Raw genomic sequence first — 16,944 nt, forward strand, 5'->3', positions numbered from 1 at the left:
TACTATTGATTTTCCGCAAAAAAAGGTTGCCGCCCTATCACCGGGCGGCAACCTTTTTGGTTCTGCTTATTATTGGGGGGAAGAGATGCCGCTGCGCTTCTTGGCAAGCTCGCGCCGCACAACCGGAGCTACTTCTGTTGCCAGCAGCTCAATGGCTTCTGCCACCTTGGCATAGGGGAGGCCGCCGATATCCAGCTGGGTCATGAAGCGGTGATGGCCGAACAGCTCATGCTGATAGAGGATCTTCTCAATAATCTGCTGCGGGCTGCCCACGGCCAAAGTATTGTCCGGAGAGGTGAACCGGCCGAATTCATTGCGCGAGACGCGGTATTGCTGGCCGGGCTTCGGGCTGATCGCATTGCGGTAGCTGTAGTAATAAGGATAATACTCATCCAGCGCCTGCTGGGAGGTTCTGGCGATATAGCCGTGGCTTGTAATGGCGATCTTCAAGTCTTCCGGCCTGTGCCCTGCTGCGGCGCCGGAACGGCGGTAGGTGTCGGCCAGATTCTGGAAAGGCTCCGGACTGCCGCTTAGAATGGCGATAGCCATACCTACACCCAGCGCCCCGGCCTTCTGGGCACTTTCGGCCGAACCGCCGATGCCGACCCAGAGCGGAAGCTTCTGCTGCAGCGGACGCGGGGCAATCTCGGCGTTATGCAGCGGGGAGCGGAACTTGCCTTCCCAGTTCATGACCTCATGCTGGTTCAGCGTGAGCAGCAGGTCGAGATTCTCGCTGAACAGCTGCTTGTAATCCTCCAGCTCATAGCCGAACAGCGGGAAGGATTCCAGGAAAGCGCCGCGTCCGGCGATAATCTCTGCCCGGCCGTCCGACAGCAGATCCAGTGTAGCGAAATCCTCGAAGACACGAACCGGATCAATCGTGCTCAGTACGGTGGTTGCGCTGGTAAGCTTAATCCGCTCTGTAACTTGGGCAATAGCTGCCAGCACAACCGGCACTGAGGAGATGACGAAATCCAGCCGGTGATGTTCACCCACGCCGAATACATCCAGCCCCGCTTCATCGGCAAGCTTCGCGGCGGCAATCACTTCATGGAGCCGCTGGCGGGGGCTAATCCGCTGCCCCGTTTCACAATCGGTTACGATATCCCCGAGTGTATAAATACCGAACTCGAACTCCGGTTCAGCCGCTTGCTTCGCTTGATCATTCCCTAGATTGTTCATTGGTACAGACCCCTTATTATCCAGAATATTATTATGTTTAAAGCTTAAGCTTGTCCGTTACAGCAAGGATATACTCTACTATACCATAACGACTTACAAAATGTAAGTATATGAGTGTAAGTTTGTGATATGAGGAGATGGAGATGAGCAGATGAACAAATGAGCAGATGAGCAGCAGCAGGCATTACCAAAAGCGTAATACTGTCTTTTGCGTATACACTTTATGGGATACAGAGTGCTTTCAGAAAGTCTATATCGAAAATAATTAATCCGGGCGGAATTTGTGTATTTTCATTGACAGATTTAAAGATAGGTGATATTTTAAATTTACAAATTCCAATTGATTTACTTAGGATTAAAATCAGCCGACTGTACAGACAGAGGTGCCGCGCGAGTTCTATCGCGAGGTTCCTCTGTTTTTTTTGTATTACAATAGTACATTTATATTTCAGCCAGAAGGAGGAGCAGATATGGGAGAAGCTTTATTGTCTATCACACAGCTGAACAAGCGCTTTGATACCGCCGGAGGACATGTGCAGGCATTGCAGGATGTGGAGCTGCATGTAGAGGAAGGAGAATTCATCACGGTGATTGGTCCCAGCGGCTGCGGCAAAAGCACCCTGCTGCGCATCGTTGCCGGTCTGGATACCGGCTACACCGGCAACGTTACGCTGGAGGGGGCAGAGATAGGCGGTCCGGGGATTGATAAGGGGTTTATTTTTCAGGAGCACCGTTTGTTCCCGTGGCTTACGGTAGAGAAGAACATTGCCTCCGATCTGCCGCTGGGCAGGCCGGATATCCGGAAGCGGGTGGATGAGCTGATTGATCTGGTGAAGCTGGGCGGCTTCGAGAAGTCCTATCCCCGGGAGCTGTCGGGCGGGATGGCCCAGCGTGTGGCAATTGCCCGTGCGCTGCTGAGGAACCCGAAGATTCTGCTGCTGGATGAACCCTTTGGTGCGCTGGATGCCTTCACCCGGGCGCATATGCAGACGGTGCTGCTCGATATTTGGCGGCGGAACCGGACTACGATGATTTTTGTAACCCATGATATTGATGAAGCAGTATTCCTCGGCAACCGGGTCGTTATTCTGGAACCCCGTCCGGGTAAAATCCGCAAGATCGTACCTGTCGACCTCCCCTATCCGCGTAAAAAAACAACAACCTCCTTTCAAGAGCTGCGCCTGAAGGTATTGAACTACTTTGAGAAGGTCGATGAGCTTGAGCTGAAGGACGGGGCGGGAATATAAAGTGACTCCTGATTCGTTGTTCGTGGATCGTTGTTGTCAGAATGGATACTCCTCAGTAGACACGGTATACACATATTGTTGTACGTAATACAACTTTGATCAACGATACCAGGCGAGCTCGAAGGGATTGTTGTACAAAATACAAGAATTATCCCGCTAAGAGGCTTGGAGAGGAAGAATTGATGCCTTTTGTACAACAATTTTGAGTTATGAACGATATGATGAGGGAAATGTTGTATTTTGTGCAGGAAGACGGTGCAGGAAGGTTGTATTGTGAAAAAGAGTGAACAAGTGTGGATTTATATCCGACTTAATCAATGTGAATATACTAATTAATTCAGAGGGAGGGACAGCCATGGCTGAACGGGCTGTAGCGGCAGGGAATGCCGGAAGAACAGGAAGGCCTGACGGCCCCGGAAAGGCGGCGATTGCCGGTCTGGGATTGCTGCTTCCGGCAGGTGTATTAATCCTGTGGCAGATTTTGAGCCATTACGGAATGATCTCGGAGATGCTGTTCCCGGCGCCTTCTACGATCGTCCAGTCGTTCATTACCCTGGCATCTACCGGGGATTTATGGAGCAACCTCAGAATCAGTGTCGTGCGGGCATTGTCAGGGTTTCTGCTTGGCGGCGGGCTGGGTCTACTCTTTGGCATTCTGGTCGGATTATTCCGCAGATCGGAGAAGCTGCTGGACCCCTCGCTGCAAATGATCCGGATGATCCCGAGCCTTGCGGTAGTGCCGCTGTTCATTCTCTGGTTCGGCATCGGCGAGGAATCCAAGGTACTGCTGATTGCCAAGGGAGCGTTCTTCCCGATCTATATTAATACCTTTATGGGGATACGCGGAACGGATAACAAGTTGTTCGAAGTTGCCCGGGTGCTCGGCTTCAGCAGAGGGAAACAGATTGTGCGGCTGGTGCTCCCGGCAGCAGTGCCGAATATCATGCTCGGTGTGCGCTTGTCGCTGGGCCTATCATGGCTGGGGCTGGTGGTGGCGGAGCTCATTGCTTCCACCTCGGGGATCGGCTATATGATGTCGGATGCCCGCCAGTTTGCTGATACGCCTGTAGTGTTTGTCGGGATAATTGTATTCGCCGCTGCCGGGCTGCTGAGTGACACCATTGTCCGCCTGATCGAGCAGCGGCTGCTGCGGTGGCGGGACAGCTATCAAGGATAGGAGGGGAAGTACCGCATGAGTGAAGGGATAGAAGCAATAATCAAGACCGCTAAGGGGGTAAGGGAAGCTCGTGATTACAGCGGAACCGCTCCAATTACTACGCATAACAACAAGAGAAGATTAACGTTTGCGTCCTGGAAAACTCTTTTGTCCGACTGGGGCACCGGGGCTGTTATTCCTGTAGCTGTAATTGCCGTATGGCAGCTGGCCGGAAGCGCAGGCTGGATCTCGCCGGAGTTCCTTCCGGCGCCGCTGACGATTCTCTCCGCTTTTGCAGATCTGGCGGTTAGCGGGGAGCTTATCCATCATCTGGGCGTCAGTATCGGACGGGCAGGCATCGGTTTCCTGATTGGAGGGATTCTCGGCCTGCTGCTGGGGACACTGACGGGCCTGTTCCGCAGCGCAGCCTATCTGCTGGACCCGAGCGTTCAGATTCTGCGGCTGGTTCCCCATCTGGCCATTGCCCCGCTGATCATTCTATGGTTCGGCTTCGGGGAGATTTCGAAGGTGGTTATTATTATGAGCGGCTCTTTCTTCCCGCTCTATATCAATACATTCATGGGCATCCGGGGAGTGGACAACAAGCTGTTTGAAGTGGCCCGGGTGCTCGGATTCAGCCCGCTGCAGAAGCTGCGGCGGCTGATCCTGCCGGCGGCGCTGCCGGGCATTCTGCTGGGACTGCGCCTGTCGATGGCTGTGGCCTGGATCGGTCTGGTGGTTGCCGAACTGATCGGATCACAGTCCGGGGTTGGGTTTCTCATTAATGAGGCGAAGCAGAATTCCAATACGGCCGTTATTTTTGTCGGAATTATTATTTTTGCAGTGGTCGGCAAGCTGATCGATTCTCTATTCCGCATCATCGAACGCAAATTCCTGCACTGGCGTGACAGCTATCAAGGTTAAAGACAAGCTAACAAGCTAATGAAACGCTAACGCTAATGAAACCAAGGGGGCAACAACATGAACCAACCGGCACTGAAGGAAACATTGAAACTGACGGCGGATGTACTGGTAATCGGCGGAGGTCCGGCAGGAACATGGGCGGCACTTACAGCTGCAGCTAAGGGAGTGAAGGTGATCCTGGCCGACAAGGGATACTGCGGCTCCAGCGGCGCAACTGCCCCGTCGGGCACCGGAGTCTGGTACGTGAAGCCGGAAGGAGAGCTGCGCGAGGCAGCGAAGGCCAGCCGTTACGCTATGGGCGGCAAGCTGGCTGAGCACCGCTGGATGGACCGGGTGCTGGACCGGACTTATGAGAATATGAACAGACTGGGCGTTGCCGGCTATCCGTTCCCGGTGGACGAGGAAGGCAATCAATACCGCCGGAGCCTGCAGGGACCTGAATATATGCGCCTGATGCGCAAGCTGGTGAAGAAGGCGGGCGTGAAGATTCTGGACCACAGTCCGGTGTTGGAACTGCTCGCCGATGAGCACGGGGTAGCCGGAGCGGCCGGCGTACAGACCCAGAGCGGAGAAGCCTGGAGTGTGCATGCCGGGGCGGTAGTTATCGCTACCGGAGGCTGCGCTTTCCTCAGCAAGGCGCTTGGCTGCAACGTATTGACCGGTGACGGGTACTTGTTCGCCGCTGAAGCAGGAGCGAGCTTGTCGGGTATGGAGTTCTCCAATGCCTACGCGATCTGCCCGACCTTCTCCTCCGTAACGAAGACTGCTTATTACAGCTACGCCAGCTTCTATTATGAAGACGGCACTGTGGTGGAAGGAGCAGGCTCCAAGAAGGGCCGCTCAGTCATTGCCAGGAATCTGCTGGCCGGGCGCCAGGTATTCGCGAAGCTTGACGGAGCGGATGAAGCATTACAGCCGCTGCTGCGGGTGGCGCAGACGAACTTCTTCCTGCCATTCGACCGGCGGGGCATTAATCCCTTCAAGGATGTATTCCCGGTGACGCTGCGGCTGGAAGGTACAGTCCGCGGCACAGGCGGCATACGGATTACAGACGAGAGCTGCGGCACTGGGGTTCCGGGGCTGTATGCAGCAGGGGATGCGGCTACCCGTGAGCTGATCTGCGGAGGGTTCACGGGAGGCGGCAGCCATAATGCCGCCTGGGCGATGTCTTCCGGCTCCTTCGCCGGAGAAGGGGCGGCAGACTATGCAGCCGGACTCGGCTGGCATTCAGTTCACCGTGCTCCCGTAGGATTATCCTCTTCACCGCTGGTTCACCAGGAAGTGAAGGCGGGAGCCGCTGCCAGAACCGCAGAATATGTGGAGGCGGTGCAGGCAGAAGTCAAACCGTACGATATTAATCTGTTCCGTACAGAGCAGGGGCTGGCATCTTCGCTGGAACGTCTGGACGGACTATGGAAAGAGCAGCGCGGCCGGGAAATCCAGCGCACACCGGAAGGTGTGAAGGCACGCGAAGCCGAAGCGATGACGGCAACGGCACGCTGGATGTACAGCTCCGCTCTGGCCCGCACCGAAACCCGGGGAATGCACAAACGGGAGGATTTCAAGGGAAGTGACGACAGCCAGCATCACCGCCTGATCAGCGGCGGACTGGACCAGGTATGGGTGAAGACAGAAGAGGTAGCGAAGGAGAGTGTATTGTTGTGATTGAAGTCATCAGCGCTGACCGGTGTGTAGAATGCAATCAATGTGTATCTGTCTGCCCGACCAATGTATTCGACAGGGTCGAGAACGGAATTCCGGTTATCGCCCGTCAGAGCGACTGCCAGACCTGCTTCATGTGTGAGCTGTATTGCCCGGTCGATGCCCTGTATGTGGCTCCGGATTCCGAGGGAATTACCGGAATTACTGAGGCGGAGCTGGAACAGCAGGGACTGCTCGGCGGTTACCGCGAGAAGGTAGGCTGGGGCAAGGGCAGACAGCCGGTGGCCAGCCATGACTTCATGTATAAGCTGGCAGCCCGGGCAGGCTTCTGAGTGATGCGCCGTTATAGACACTAATCCAAAATACAGGCAAGAGTCCTTATACAAACATCAAACATCCAGCAGACGACTGAGGGGAGAATACAGAAATGAGCAAATTGTACAGAGAGATTAAAGGTGTATGGAGCAAAGGGGGACGCCTCACGCTGATTACAGGTGTGGTGATGATCATGCTGGTGCTGCAGGCTTGCGGTAATAATACCGGCTCCGGGAACAGCGGAACGGCAGCCAACGGCGCAGGAACGAATACGGCCGACGCGGCGGGAAGTGAGGCTTCAAGCAATGTTCCGGCTGTGCTGAATTTCGGATACATTGGCTCCAATAAGCTGAATGTACCGGGCGGTGCAGAAGGCTGGGGACTCTATAAAGGGATTATTCAGGAAGAGCTGAAGCAGTACGGAATTACCGAAGTGAAGCTGACCGGCTTCCCGAACGGACCGGATCAGACGGAATCCTTAATCAGCGGAAGACTTGATTTCGGCAGCCTCGGGGATACCCCGGCGATTATCGCCTACGCTTCAGGAGCCAAGACCCGGTTGATCGCCCAGACTTCCGCGCATACGGTCGGTTATCTTATCGGCAAGAAGGACGGGCCGAAGACGGTGCAGGACCTGAAGGGCAAGACCATTGCGATCCAGAAAGGGTCCTTCATGCACCGCTACGTAGTCGGCCTGCTGAAGCAGGAAGGCGTAACCGACTATAAGCTGGTTCACATGCTGATTCCGGATGCTACCGCAGCACTTGCCCGCGGCGATGTGGACGCGACCACCAATAACGGTGTAGCGGCGCTTAAGCAGATCGAGCAGGGATACACTCATTTGGATGATGCATCTACCCATCCGGATCTGCTCGGAAGCAGTGCTACCGTAGTGTCAGAGGAGTATCTTGCGAAATTCCCGGATTTCCCTAAGGTCTGGAATGCGGCACGGGAGAAGGCACTGGCCGACCTGAAGCAGCATGAAGATGAGTATTATGAGTTCCTGGCCGAGATCGGGGATACAACCCCGGAACTCGCGAAGCAGGTGAATCCGATCAGTGATATTAAGGATACAGCCTTCACGGAAGACGGCACGAAGCTGCTGGAGGGCACCAAGAACTTCCTCGTGGAAGAGAAGCTGGCCAAGAAGGATTTCAACATCAGCGACTGGCAGCTCAAGTAATTCATGACAGGTAAACAGGTAAACAGGTAAACAGGTAAACGGAGGGGATGCAGATGTCCGAAGAAACCTTGACCATTGAACATTTCAAGCTGCCGCTGGAGAACGGGCTGTATCTGGAGGGCGAGGTGCGGGTTCCTGCGGGGGCTGCACCGAAGCCCGTCATCCTGATCAGCCATGGCTTCCGAGGACATAAGGACTGGGCATTCTGGCCGGAGGTCTCCGGCAGACTTGCCGGGAGCGGGTTCTACACCGTAAGCTTCAATTTCTCACGGATCGCTGCCCGCAATCTGGACGGGGTTAGCCCGGAGGAAGCTGCCGGAGCGGCTACGCTGAGCCGGGAGCTGCTGGATCTGGAGCAGGTGCTCCACAGCCTGCTTGAGGGCAGGCTGCCGCTTGCCGGACTGGCCGACACGGAGCGGATAGCGGTTCTGGGGCACAGCCGTGCAGGCGGAAGTAACATTCTGTTCGCGGCAGAGCATCCGCAAGTGAAGGCGCTGGTGGTCTGGAACGGCGGTTCACCGCCGCAGCCGCAGCAGGGTGAAGGTGCCCCGGCGCTTACGCTGCAGGAGCGGACGATCCGCGAGGATCAGCAGCGTAACAAGGAGCGCTTCAATCTGGAGAAGGCACTCGGCAGAGTACCGGCCGCAGCGCTGCTGATTCAGGGTGATCAGGACCGTGAAGCCTTGCTGCAGCAGCATGCAGGCTTCAGAGAACAAGCGCCGCATCACCGGTATCAGAGCATCCGGGGTGCGGATCACACCTTTGGCACGGTGGACCCGTACGAAGGCTCCACCTCTGCGCTGAATGAGGCTGTTGCCTCGACAATAGCATTTTTGCAGGAGAAGCTGGTCTGATCTTAATTCTACATTTCAGGGGACCATGAAGAGGAGGAAGCGGAATGCCGCAGCAGCAACAGCAGGCAACAACAGATGTTCTAGTGCTGGGCGGAGGCCCGGCCGGAGCATGGGCGGCATGGAGTGCAGCTTCTCAGGGAGCGAAGGTAATTCTGGCCGATAAGGGATATCTCGGAACAAGCGGGGCTACCGCGCCGGGAGGAACAACGCTGCTGGTGATTCCGCCGGTGGCAGAGCTGCGGGAGCAGGCTGTGCAGGCCAGACTTAAGGCAGGCGGCTATCTCTCGGAGAATGCCTGGATTCACCGTGTGCTGGATCAGGTCGAGCAGAATCTGGAGCTGGTAGAGGAGTGGGGGTATCCCTTTCCGAAGGATGAGGAGGGCAGGCGGCTGCGGACGCATCTGCATGGCCCGGAATACATGAAGCTTATGCGTAAAGTGGTGCGCAAGGCGGGGGTGCGTATATGGGATCAATCGCCGGCGCTGGAGCTGCTCCATGATCAGCACGGCGTGGGCGGAGCACGCGGAATTAACCGCTTAACCGGGGAGACCTGGGAAGTGAAGGCGAATGCGGTGATTATGGCTACCGGAGGCTGTGCCTTCCTCAGCAAGGGGCTGGGCTGTAATGTGCTCACGGGCGAAGGACTGCTGATGTCAGCTGAGGCTGGTGCCGAGCTGTCGGGTATGGAATTCACCCGGCAATATGCTCCGAGCTTCGCGGACGGAACGGTAACGCGCGGGCGGATGCTGGCCTGGGCCACGCTGTATGATGAAGCGGGAAGGCCGCTGCACCAGGGTGACCGCACCTTCGGCAGCATCCCTGAGCTGATGCTGAGGGGCCCGGTCTACGCCTCGCTGGACCTGGCGGATACGAAGGAGAAGCAGGATTTCCTCCGCAACGCCCATCCGATCTTCTTCATGCCGCTGGAACGGGCGGGGATTGATCCGTTCAAGGATAAATTTCCGCTCACGCTCCGCTATGAAGGCACGATGCGCGGCACGGGCGGCCTGCGCCTGACCGGCACCGATTGTGCCACCTCGGTGCCGGGGCTGTATGCGGCCGGGGATGCCGCATCCCGCGAGAAAGTCACCGGCGCCATCTCCGGCGGCGGCGCCTACAATGCATCCTGGGCCATCTGCAGCGGCAGCTGGGCAGGACAAGGCGCGGCGCGGCACGCTCTGCAGGCGCCGCGTCCGGCGGACAGCCGGCTGCTCCGCGCGGCGGGCCGCTACGGGATGCCGGCTGGCGCCGGCACTGCAAGGACGCTGGACGCGAAGCCGCTGATCGCGGCGGTCCAGCGGGAGATCCTGCCGCTGCGGATTAACTACTTCCGCAGCGAGCCCGTGGTCGCCGCGGCCCTGCAGCGGCTGAACAGCCTGATGCCTGAGCTCAGCGGGCAGGTGCCCGCGACGGTTCAGGGCATCGTGCAATCGCGTGAAGCGGCCGCCATGCTGAATGTCGGCCGCTGGATCTACACCGCCGCGCTGGCCCGCAAGGAGAGCCGCGGCCTGCAGCGCCTGGCCGAGTATCCGGCGCTGGACCCGCGCCAGACCCACCGCCTGATTCTCTCCGGTATCGAGACGATAGGCATCCGCACCGAAAGCGTGCCGCATGCCCAGGAGCTGCGGATGCCAAGAGAGGAGCGTGCGATATGATTGAACTGGTCAGCCAGGACCGCTGTATCGGCTGCAGGCTGTGCGTGAAGGTCTGCCCGACGAATGTCTTCGAGATGCAGGGCAAGCTTGCCGTCATTGCCCGCCAGGAGGATTGCCAGACCTGCTTCATGTGCGAGGCGTATTGTCCGGCGGATGCGCTCTATGTGGCGCCGCAGGCAGATCTGTCCATGGAGGTGGATGAGCAGGAGCTGATTGAATCAGGCCTGCTGGGCAGCTGGCGGGCAGAAATCGGCTGGAATCCGGGCGCGGAGGATACGATGGCGGAGCGGGACACGACACCTTTCTTCGAGGTGTTCACCGAGACTTACCGCGGCAAGTAACCAGGGGATAAGCAAGGAAGTGACAAAAAGGTGTTCCGCAGCCCTTGCCGGCAGCGGAACACCTTTTTAATTAAATATTTCACGGATGACATAGCCTTCGTCATTCTCGCTATAACGCTTTACAGCAGCTTCTGAATAGCAGGCTCCATATCCAGCGGATCAACCGGAGATTCGAAGCGCTCCACCACGTTGCCGTTACGGTCGATCAGGAACTTGGTGAAATTCCATTTGATCTCATCGTTTGTAAGTGCAGCAGGATCACGCTCCTGAAGCATGGTGTGCAGCAGCTTGCCGTTTGAATCCGTGTCGTCAAAGCCCTGGAAGCCGGCCTGTTCCGTCAGATAAGCGAACAGGGGATGACGGTTATCCCCCTTAACATCAATTTTCTCGAAAAGCGGGAAGGTTACGCCGTAATTGATCTGGCAGAACACGTTAACCTCTTCATTGGAGCCGGGCTCCTGTTCGCCAAACTGGTTGCTGGGAAACCCGAGAATTTGCAGGCCCTGCTCCTGGTATTTCTCATGAAGCTTCTGAAGATCAGAGTATTGCGGAGTATAGCCGCATTTGCTGGCAGTATTAACGATCAGGAGGACTTTATCCTTGTATTGTTCAAGTCGGGTTTCTTTACCCCGGATATTGCGGGCCTCATACTCATAAATGCTCATTGCTGCTTCATCCTCCCGGTATATGTAATTAATATTTATAACTATTTAATTGTAAACAATTTAATTTTGGGTGTCAAACTAATAATCCATAATTAGGGCTATACTAATGTTGTGCCCCTACATACATACAGGGAGGCCCCGGCAGCCTTTATAAACTTTTATATATTTATATATATACGAAGTCCCCCGGTTGAGATTATACTAAAGTGAACGAACCGTTTTTTCAGCAGGCGGAGCGTCTCCCCATACGTATAACACAGACACAAGAATATTATGCTGGAGGAAATTGAATGAGCACTACGGAACTTACTAGCCAACTTTCCAGTTTCACAGGAAGATTACTGCGGGAACGCTTTGGGAAAGGGCCTGAATCAATACACGCCTCTATCGGGAAGCAATGTATAGCACTGCATATCCGTAATTTTATCGGGCCTGTGGAGAGATTTTTGTTAAATAAGGAAGAAGAACAGGCGTTTCGCTATACGAGAGAGCTTCTGATGAAGTCTCTGCTGCCCGAACTTGCGGCTTACCTGAAGGAAACGATGGCTATGGAGGTTGGCGAGCTTTTCTATGACTGGGGTATACATAACGCGTCTGGAATGATCGTTGCGCTCATTAAGAATGACGCTATGATTATTGACGATTATGCCGGGCGTCAAGAAGTCCATGCCCAGATTAATGAAGTTAGCAGGCAGGTACAGAAGGAACCGGTCTATACCGACTCCTGGTGGCTGGGCCCGCGCATTCTGATTATCAAACGTGAGGGTATCCTGATCCCGCTGGAGAAGGAACTGATTGGCCTTGGTTATGAGAATACGCTTAAGACCACCAAACGCAAGATGGAAAAACGATATTTGGAGGATACCACCACGATTGCCCCGATGCTCGGCAAGGAACTGTCGGATATATATGTGGATTGGGATTTCGACAAAGATACCAGTGTGATAGCTTATACTTTTCAATAAGTTTAACTATAAATAGGGCGGAAATGAGTCGGACATGCGAATGAGCCGAACATGAGCCGGAGAAGGGGGAATGGTCCCTTTCTTCGGCTTTTTTATTTTTTTCCTGTTTATGGGCTGTTGTGCTGGGACTTTTTAGGAGGATATGCCGGATGGAGGAATACAAGCGGACAGTATTATATGTGGAAGATAATCAACTCAACATGGCCCTAATGCATCATATCTTCAAAAGAAACCTGCCCTCCATATTGCTGCTGGAAGCTGAAACGGCAGAGCTGGGGCTGAGTATGGCCCGTGAAGCACTGCCGGATCTGATCATCCTGGATATCGGGCTGCCGGGCCTTAACGGATATGAAGCTCTGGAAATATTGCAGCAGGATGAGGCTACTTGCCATATTCCGGTACTGGGAACCAGCGCGTTTGCTCAATTATCGGATATTGAAAAAGCCAAAAACAGGGGTTTTGCCGCGTATATTACTAAACCTTTCCAGGTCAAAGCCTTCACCGAAACGGTGAAGAGGCTGCTGGACGGCGGGCTCTGAATCAAGGATAAAGTAATGCAGGAATGGATTGAAACAAAGGTGGGGAACTGGGGAGAACTCTGTCTGAAGTCTGGTTCGCAGGTTAATATAATCTGCTATACATTTTATAGTTTATATTTCGACATAATCATTTGACTTTCGCCCGGATATGCAAGATATTTATATTACAGATTTGAACTAAAAATGCATGTATTACTCCACGAACGGGCGGTGGAATTTATGCTAAGACAACATACGGAGATCTCTTCTCCATTCGAACAGGCATTCAAAAAGGGGACTGCCGGAGTCGCATTTCTCTCCATTTCCGAAGAATGGACCAGTGTGAATCCGGCGGTAACCCTGTTGCTCGGATACACGGAAGAACGATTGCTGGGACATGGCTTCACGGAGTTTCTGTCTGAAGATTCCCTGGAGATACATAGGCAAAAGATGGGGACTCTAAAAGCGGAAGAGGTTCCCTTTTTTGAATGCGAACTGAATTTCCGGCATGCAGACGGCTCTGTAGTTGCAGTACTGCTGCATGTTTCTCTGATTAGCGAGCCCTCTACGGGAATGGGCTTGTATTATATCGTTCATCTGGCCGGATTGCCGCACCTGGAAGCTAAGTCCATGGATGAACTTCCGGCACCGCCAGATGAGCTGTACCGCCTGATTGCAGCCAATATTAGAGACATTGTATATTATGCTACCCCGGATGGTATCTGCAGATACTGTTCTCCTTCGATTGTGGAAGTACTCGGGTATAAGCCTGAGGAATTAATCGGCTGTGATATCCGCGGACTGGTTCACCCCGGGGATATGGAATTTATGAGCGCTCCGCAGGCGGCTGAGCTTCAGAGTGTGCAGCTGCGGATTCTTCATAAGGACGGGCGGTATCTCTGGATTGAATTCACGCTGCGGATTGTGGAAGACAACGGGAGCTGGAGCGTGCTTGCCGTAGGCCGTGATGTGACACAGCGCAAGATTATGGAGCAGAAGCTGCAGGAATCGGTAGAGCGTTATACCTCGCTGAAGAAATATAACCATGATGCGATTATTTCCCTGGATCTGAAAGGAAACATTATCAACGGGAATGAGAAGGCCGTACAGCTGACAGGCTACACAATCCCTGAGCTGGTGGGAATGAGTGTCGGACGGATTATCGGAAATCACCATCTTCACGACGTGATCAGCTTCTGCCAGAAGAAGGGTTCCATGGAACGGAACATCGACCTCATCTGGCATAAGGACGGACATTCCGTGGAGGTGCTGACAACCCTTGCCCCTATCATTATCAACAATGAGACGGTGGGCTTTTATATTATCGTCAAGGATATTACCGAGCAGAAGAAGCTGCTGATTGCCAAAGAAACCGCCGAGAATACGAACCGGGCCAAAAGCGAGTTCCTGGCTATGATGAGCCATGAAATCCGCACGCCGATGAACGGGGTGATCGGGATGACCGATCTGCTGCTGGACCTCAGTGATCCGGATTCTCAGCAAAGGGAGTACCTGGAAATCATCCGCCAGAGCGGAGAATCCCTGCTGAATATCATTAACGATATTCTGGATCTGTCCAAAATTGAGGCGGGCAAAACCTCATTGCATGAAGAACCGTTTGTCCTTCAGCACTGCATGGAGTCTGCTCTGGAGCTGCTGCAGCTTAAGGCGGAGAATAAGGGCCTCGCCATCCAGGTGGAGGTGGGTCCGGATGTACCCGCTGATCTGATCGGGGACGGAGAACGCTTGAAGCAGATCCTGATCAATCTGGTCGGCAATGCAGTGAAGTTCACTCACACTGGCGGGATAAAAGTCGGCGTGCAAAGGATACATGGAGAAGAGGCTGCTGATAGGGTAACGCTGCAATTTACAGTGGCGGATACAGGGATAGGCATTCCGGAGGATGCCCGCAGCCGGTTGTTCGAGCCGTTCTACCAGCTGGATCATTACATGAGCCGCAAACATGAAGGAAGTGGTCTGGGGCTGGCGATCAGCAAGCAGCTGGTTGAAATGATGGGGGGCAGGATTCAGCTGGAGCCGCAGACCGGGCAGGGGGCAACCTTTGTATTTACGGTGGTGCTCCGGACCGAGAAGCAGGCCCAGACTGCTGAGGGGGCGGAGCCGGGCCTGCTGAGTCCGCAGCAGCTCAGCCGTTCTTTGCGCATCCTGGTGGCTGAAGACAATGTCATTAATCAGATTGTGCTGCGCAAAATTCTGGAGAAGCGCGGGTTCGCCGTGGATGTTGCGGAAGACGGGCTGCAGGTAGTCGAGATGGTCACTCAGCGCAGCTATGATCTGATCTTCATGGATGTGCAGATGCCCGGCATGAACGGCCTGGAGGCTACATCGAGAATCAGGCAGACGCAGCCGGCAGATTCGCAGCCGGTCATTATTGCTGTAACGGCTAATGCACTCAAAGGCGACCGGGAATTATGCATTGAAGCAGGAATGGACGAGTATATCAGCAAGCCGCTGAGAAGCGAGACGATAGTGAATGTTATCGGAAAATTCTTTTAATCAGCAGGCAGTCTTCCGTCTACACATCAATGATTGACGTTGCTGCGTTAAAGCTGTAATACGTCACTCTGACATCTTGCATGTGGAAGTCATTTTGATTAAGATAGCAGAAACCGGTGCACAAGACGCACCGATATACCATTAAATGACAATGACGAAGAGAGTAAGCACTTTATAGCGGATCTTAACAGGGAAGGTGTGCCGGAGACTGAGAGCACCCTCATTTGACGCTTAGTGCCGAAGTTCACTTCCGAGTCGGCCCCTGAAGTACACTGCTGCAGCAGGTATGAGTAGGGAGGCCCGCTTCCAGCGTTAACGGGTGTAAGACAGAGTTAATCCGGTCCGGGAATGAGATAACAGCTTTCCGGGTGCTGACGCGTCAGCAGGATTCATCTCTAAATAAGGGTGGTACCACGGCTCCTCGTCCCTTGCGACGGGGGGCCTTTTTGCGTTCGTTCATAGGATTAACTATTAACTACTTAAGGGAGTGTCAGGAAATGAGTAATGTGGAATTGGATAAGCTGAGAGCACGGCTTGATGAAATTAACGGACAGCTGCTGGAGCTGATCTCGGAGCGTGCGGAAATCGTTCAGGAAATCGGAGTGCTCAAGGAGAAGCAGGGTGTGCCGAAGTTCGATCCTGAACGCGAGAAAGCCATGCTGGATAAGCTGGTAGCAAGCAACAAGGGACCTTTCACCAGCGGCACGATCCGTACCCTGTTCAAGCAGATTTTCTCTGCTTCACTGGATCTGCAAAGCACGGAGCATAAGAAGTCCCTGCTGGTAGCCCGGAAAAATCACGCCGAAGATACAGTAATTACCCTTCCGGGTAATGTAACCGTCGGCGGATTATCTTCGCTGATGGTTGCCGGACCCTGCTCGGTGGAGAGTGAGCTGCAGACCCGTACGGTTGCCGCGGCTCTGCAGAAGGCAGGAGTGAAGGTTATGCGCGGCGGAGCGTTCAAGCCCCGTACCTCGCCTTACGATTTCCAGGGACTTGGAATGGACGGCCTGAGAATTCTGCGTGAAGCAGCGGATGAATACGGGCTTCTGACCATCAGCGAAATTGTAGACCCGCGTCATATTGAAGAGGCCCTTGATTATGTCGATGTTATTCAGGTCGGTGCACGGAACATGCACAACTTCGAACTGCTCAAAGCGGTAGGGGAAGTGAACAAGCCGGTACTGCTGAAGCGCGGATTATCCGCTACACTGGATGAATTCGTCCATGCGGCAGAATACATTATGTCCCGGGGCAATATGGAGATCATACTGATTGAACGCGGCATCCGTACCTATGAGAAAGCGACCCGTAACACGCTGGATATTTCGGCAGTGCCGATTCTCAAGCAGGAATGCCATCTGCCGGTGCTGGTCGATGTGACCCATTCCACCGGACGCAAGGATATCCTGATCCCATGTGCCAAAGCCGCACTTGCCGCCGGAGCCGACGGCATCATGGTGGAGGTGCATCCCGATCCGGCAACCGCCTTATCGGATGCGGCGCAGCAGCTTAATATTGAAGAGTTCAACACCTTCTTCAATGAAGTGAAAGCCTCCGGACTGTACCGTTAATTTTAATATCTAGAGTTCAGGCGAAAATAGCAGGATCGGTGAGAACGGGGCAGGAAGTAGCGCTTACAAGCACAGGTTGGACTTTTGTGGAGGTTAAGGCGGGTCAGGTACAATAAGAAGCATTGGCGGTGCACCGGCCCCGGGCTCTATGGAAGAGCCTATAACCTTATAACAAGACACAGGAGG

General features: G+C 54.3%; 15 protein-coding genes. 13 read left to right on the top strand and 2 right to left on the bottom strand.

Translation table 11 applies throughout. The annotated features are described in order from the left end of the window. Positions 1-69: 69 nt before the first annotated feature. Positions 70-1,182, bottom strand: coding sequence for an LLM class flavin-dependent oxidoreductase (locus tag NSQ73_RS01980; protein ID WP_076247058.1), 1,113 nt, complete (start codon positions 1,180-1,182; stop codon positions 70-72). A gap of 470 nt (positions 1,183-1,652) precedes the next feature. Between NSQ73_RS01980 and NSQ73_RS01985 the strand changes: the two genes are divergently transcribed. The 9 genes from NSQ73_RS01985 to NSQ73_RS02025 all read left to right on the top strand — a co-directional run bounded on the left by NSQ73_RS01985 (position 1,653) and on the right by NSQ73_RS02025 (position 10,519). Continuing rightward, positions 1,653-2,429, top strand: coding sequence for an ABC transporter ATP-binding protein (locus tag NSQ73_RS01985; RefSeq protein ID WP_042140068.1), 777 nt, complete (start codon positions 1,653-1,655; stop codon positions 2,427-2,429). A gap of 355 nt (positions 2,430-2,784) precedes the next feature. Beyond that, positions 2,785-3,606: an ABC transporter permease gene (locus NSQ73_RS01990; protein WP_042140067.1), complete on the top strand. Its 822-nt coding sequence runs from the start codon at positions 2,785-2,787 to the stop codon at positions 3,604-3,606. A 15-nt stretch (positions 3,607-3,621) separates the two neighbouring features. Then, complete coding sequence (locus NSQ73_RS01995; protein ID WP_340985232.1) at positions 3,622-4,509, top strand: ABC transporter permease; 888 nt, start codon at positions 3,622-3,624, stop codon at positions 4,507-4,509. A 57-nt stretch (positions 4,510-4,566) separates the two neighbouring features. After that, positions 4,567-6,174, top strand: coding sequence for an FAD-binding protein (locus tag NSQ73_RS02000; protein WP_340985233.1), 1,608 nt, complete (start codon positions 4,567-4,569; stop codon positions 6,172-6,174). Beyond that, positions 6,171-6,503: a 4Fe-4S dicluster domain-containing protein gene (locus NSQ73_RS02005; protein WP_039300731.1), complete on the top strand. Its 333-nt coding sequence runs from the start codon at positions 6,171-6,173 to the stop codon at positions 6,501-6,503. Before NSQ73_RS02000 ends, NSQ73_RS02005 begins: the two co-directional genes overlap by 4 nt. A 95-nt stretch (positions 6,504-6,598) precedes the next feature. Beyond that, complete coding sequence (locus tag NSQ73_RS02010) at positions 6,599-7,669, top strand: ABC transporter substrate-binding protein (RefSeq protein WP_340985234.1); 1,071 nt, start codon at positions 6,599-6,601, stop codon at positions 7,667-7,669. Positions 7,670-7,722: 53 nt separating this feature from the next. Beyond that, positions 7,723-8,523: an alpha/beta hydrolase family protein gene (locus NSQ73_RS02015; protein ID WP_340985235.1), complete on the top strand. Its 801-nt coding sequence runs from the start codon at positions 7,723-7,725 to the stop codon at positions 8,521-8,523. A 44-nt stretch (positions 8,524-8,567) separates the two neighbouring features. Continuing rightward, positions 8,568-10,178, top strand: a complete 1,611-nt coding sequence (locus NSQ73_RS02020) for an FAD-binding protein (protein WP_340985236.1) — start codon at positions 8,568-8,570, stop codon at positions 10,176-10,178. After that, positions 10,175-10,519 (top strand): 4Fe-4S dicluster domain-containing protein, encoded by a 345-nt coding sequence (locus tag NSQ73_RS02025; RefSeq protein ID WP_039297374.1) that lies wholly within the window; start codon positions 10,175-10,177, stop codon positions 10,517-10,519. Before NSQ73_RS02020 ends, NSQ73_RS02025 begins: the two co-directional genes overlap by 4 nt. Before the next feature lie 119 nt (positions 10,520-10,638). Here NSQ73_RS02025 and NSQ73_RS02030 read toward each other — a convergent pair whose 3' ends face one another. Then, positions 10,639-11,184: a glutathione peroxidase gene (locus tag NSQ73_RS02030; RefSeq protein ID WP_039297377.1), complete on the bottom strand. Its 546-nt coding sequence runs from the start codon at positions 11,182-11,184 to the stop codon at positions 10,639-10,641. A gap of 290 nt (positions 11,185-11,474) precedes the next feature. On the opposite strand from NSQ73_RS02030, the gene NSQ73_RS02035 reads away from it, so the two are divergent. The 4 genes from NSQ73_RS02035 to NSQ73_RS02050 all read left to right on the top strand — a co-directional run bounded on the left by NSQ73_RS02035 (position 11,475) and on the right by NSQ73_RS02050 (position 16,758). Continuing rightward, on the top strand, positions 11,475-12,149 hold the full coding sequence (locus tag NSQ73_RS02035; RefSeq protein WP_340985237.1) for a Na-translocating system protein MpsC family protein: 675 nt from the start codon (positions 11,475-11,477) through the stop codon (positions 12,147-12,149). Between the two features lie 149 nt (positions 12,150-12,298). Further along, positions 12,299-12,688 carry a response regulator gene (locus NSQ73_RS02040; protein ID WP_340985238.1) on the top strand — a complete coding sequence of 130 codons (390 nt, stop codon included), beginning with the start codon at positions 12,299-12,301 and terminating at the stop codon, positions 12,686-12,688. 219 nt (positions 12,689-12,907) lie between these two features. Continuing rightward, positions 12,908-15,184 carry a PAS domain S-box protein gene (locus NSQ73_RS02045; RefSeq protein WP_340985239.1) on the top strand — a complete coding sequence of 759 codons (2,277 nt, stop codon included), beginning with the start codon at positions 12,908-12,910 and terminating at the stop codon, positions 15,182-15,184. Between the two features lie 497 nt (positions 15,185-15,681). Next, positions 15,682-16,758 (top strand): bifunctional 3-deoxy-7-phosphoheptulonate synthase/chorismate mutase, encoded by a 1,077-nt coding sequence (locus NSQ73_RS02050; RefSeq protein WP_042140059.1) that lies wholly within the window; start codon positions 15,682-15,684, stop codon positions 16,756-16,758. The last annotated feature ends 186 nt before the right edge of the window (positions 16,759-16,944 follow it).

This window comes from Paenibacillus sp. FSL R10-2736 (genome assembly GCF_038000245.1).
GTDB lineage: Bacteria > Bacillota > Bacilli > Paenibacillales > Paenibacillaceae > Paenibacillus_AQ > Paenibacillus_AQ phytohabitans.

What these genes read in the sequence shown, in the direction of transcription:
- NSQ73_RS02020 (WP_340985236.1), top strand. Translation starts at nt 8,568, where the DNA reads ATGCCGCAGCAGCAACAGCAGGCAACAACAGATGTTCTAGTGCTGGGC.
- NSQ73_RS02040 (WP_340985238.1), top strand. Translation starts at nt 12,299, where the DNA reads ATGGAGGAATACAAGCGGACAGTATTATATGTGGAAGATAATCAACTC.
- NSQ73_RS02045 (WP_340985239.1), top strand. Translation starts at nt 12,908, where the DNA reads ATGCTAAGACAACATACGGAGATCTCTTCTCCATTCGAACAGGCATTC.
- NSQ73_RS01985 (WP_042140068.1), top strand. Translation starts at nt 1,653, where the DNA reads ATGGGAGAAGCTTTATTGTCTATCACACAGCTGAACAAGCGCTTTGAT.
- NSQ73_RS02035 (WP_340985237.1), top strand. Translation starts at nt 11,475, where the DNA reads ATGAGCACTACGGAACTTACTAGCCAACTTTCCAGTTTCACAGGAAGA.
- NSQ73_RS02010 (WP_340985234.1), top strand. Translation starts at nt 6,599, where the DNA reads ATGAGCAAATTGTACAGAGAGATTAAAGGTGTATGGAGCAAAGGGGGA.
- NSQ73_RS01980 (WP_076247058.1), bottom strand. Translation starts at nt 1,182, where the DNA reads ATGAACAATCTAGGGAATGATCAAGCGAAGCAAGCGGCTGAACCGGAG.
- NSQ73_RS02015 (WP_340985235.1), top strand. Translation starts at nt 7,723, where the DNA reads ATGTCCGAAGAAACCTTGACCATTGAACATTTCAAGCTGCCGCTGGAG.
- NSQ73_RS02050 (WP_042140059.1), top strand. Translation starts at nt 15,682, where the DNA reads ATGAGTAATGTGGAATTGGATAAGCTGAGAGCACGGCTTGATGAAATT.
- NSQ73_RS02025 (WP_039297374.1), top strand. Translation starts at nt 10,175, where the DNA reads ATGATTGAACTGGTCAGCCAGGACCGCTGTATCGGCTGCAGGCTGTGC.
- NSQ73_RS01990 (WP_042140067.1), top strand. Translation starts at nt 2,785, where the DNA reads ATGGCTGAACGGGCTGTAGCGGCAGGGAATGCCGGAAGAACAGGAAGG.
- NSQ73_RS02000 (WP_340985233.1), top strand. Translation starts at nt 4,567, where the DNA reads ATGAACCAACCGGCACTGAAGGAAACATTGAAACTGACGGCGGATGTA.
- NSQ73_RS01995 (WP_340985232.1), top strand. Translation starts at nt 3,622, where the DNA reads ATGAGTGAAGGGATAGAAGCAATAATCAAGACCGCTAAGGGGGTAAGG.
- NSQ73_RS02030 (WP_039297377.1), bottom strand. Translation starts at nt 11,184, where the DNA reads ATGAGCATTTATGAGTATGAGGCCCGCAATATCCGGGGTAAAGAAACC.